Annotated in this window: 1 protein-coding gene and 1 pseudogene; one reads left to right on the top strand and one right to left on the bottom strand. The window is 69.9% G+C overall.

Translation table 11 applies throughout. From position 1 onward, the window contains the following. A pseudogene (locus AC27IO_RS23550) lies at positions 1-609 on the bottom strand (PAS domain-containing protein); the annotation flags it as partial. A gap of 592 nt (positions 610-1,201) precedes the next feature. On the opposite strand from AC27IO_RS23550, the gene AC27IO_RS23545 reads away from it, so the two are divergent. Further along, positions 1,202-1,945 (top strand): efflux RND transporter periplasmic adaptor subunit (locus tag AC27IO_RS23545; RefSeq protein ID WP_498741083.1); only part of this gene is annotated, 744 nt, incomplete at its 3' end.

The raw sequence follows: 1,945 nt of genomic DNA, 5'->3' as shown, positions 1-1,945 counted from the left end.
CGGCAGCCCAGGCCGCGGCCGAGAACAGGCCCTGCTCTTCATCCACGAGCGCCGCCAGGAAGGCAGCCACCAGCACGGCCAGGAACGCCATGCCACCTGGCCGCCCACGCCGATGCGGGTCCACTCCGCGACGCGGCCCAGGGCGGTCAGGCGTGCCAGCCGGCCCGCGCGCAGCACGTGCACCGGGCGGCCGGCCTCGGCCTCGGCGCGCATGCGGGCGTAGAGCGCGTCGGCGGCCTGCACCTGCTCGCGGGTGGCCTCGGTGCGCACCGACAGGTAGCCCACGGGGCGGTCGCCCTCCATCAGCGGGGTGACGTTGGCCATCACCCAGTAGAAGTCGCCGTTCTTGCGCCGGTTCTTCACCGCGGCCGACCAGGGCCGGCCCTGGCCGATGGTGTCCCACATGTCGCGGAACGCCTCCTCGGGCATGTCGGGGTGGCGTATCAGGTTGTGGGGCTGGCCCAGCAGGGCCTCGCGCTCGTAGCCGCTCACCTCGATGAACATCGGGTTGCAGTACAGGATGCGCCCTTTCAGGTCGGTGGTGGACACCAGGGTTTCGCCGGAAGGAAACGGGTATTCCTGCGTGCTGACCGGAAGATTTCTTCGCATGGGAAGCCTTTCTGGGGAAGAAGCTTTTGTCTCGTACGGACGGTGCGGCACGGCGCCGCGGGCCCCTGCGGGATGCAGTGCGGCCGATGGTAGGTGGCACATCCCGGCTTGTGGAAACCTTTCGGCCGGGGCTTGATCTGGGTCAAGAGCCCGGGGCGCCGCGAACGCGGACCGTCGTTTCCCGAACACCCATTTGCTATCAATTGAATAGCTACCAAGACAATGAAAACGCCGGCATGCGGGCGATTTGGTTCTCAAAACCCCGTTCCGCCCCGCAGAAACCCTTCGGATCGACGGCCCGGCCGGCCGGCGGCCCGCCAGCGCGGCCACACACTCCCGGGGCCAGCGCCCGAGGGGCCCGCCACCGCCTGCGAGGGGCACGCGCGGCCCGCACGCGGCATGAAGGTTGCAAGGTCCGGACAAGAGGCCCGCCGGAGGGCTTTCCAGCCTGCTACAGCTTCACACGATCTTTTCAATTGACCGTCAGAATGCTCGCCACAACGAAAGCCGTGCCTTGTCCATGAATTGCCCACGCCCTGCCACACGCTCGCTGCCCTCCGCCCCCGCTGCCATGGCCCCACGGCCCTCCTCCTTGACCTCTTCCTGTGTGACCGCTGCCCCCGGTGCCCTGCGCCGGGCCGGCGCTGCCGTGCTGGCGGCCGCCTTCGTGGTGGCCGGGTGTTCGGACAAGGCCGCCAAGCAGCCCGCGCCGCGCGCCCCGGTGGAAGCCGGCGTGGTCACGATCCAGCCCGAGCGGCAGTCGATCACCACCGAGCTGCCCGGGCGCACCAGCGCGTTCCTGGTCGCCGAGATCCGCCCGCAGGTGGGCGGCATCGTGCAAAAGCGGCTCTTCACCGAAGGGGCGGACGTGAAGGCCGGGCAGGTGCTGTACCAGCTGGACGCCTCGCCCTTCGAGGTGGCGCTGGCAAGCGCCGAAGCGTCGCTGGGCAAGGCCCAGGCCACCGTGGGCACGGCCGAGACCAACGCGCGGCGCAATGCCGAGCTGGTCAAGATCGATGCGATCAGCCGGCAGGTGTATGACGACAGCCAGGCGGTGCTGGTGCAGGCCCGCTCGGACCTGGCCGTGAACCGCGCGGCGGTCGAGAACGCCCGCATCAACCTGGGCTACACCCGCATCAAGGCGCCCATCTCGGGCCGCACCACCACCTCGGCGGTGACGCCGGGCGCGCTGGTCACCGCCAACCAGACCACGGCGCTCACCACCATCTCGCAGATCGACCCGCTCTACGTGGACGTGACCCAGTCCAGCACCGACGTGCTGCGCCTGAAGACCGACCTGGCCAAGGGGCGCTTTCAGCGCGCGGGCGAAGGCCAG

Source organism: Acidovorax sp. KNOB132 (assembly GCF_057541515.1).
Note: the sequence above shows the minus strand (reverse complement) of the source record. Positions and strands in the feature narration are given on the sequence as shown.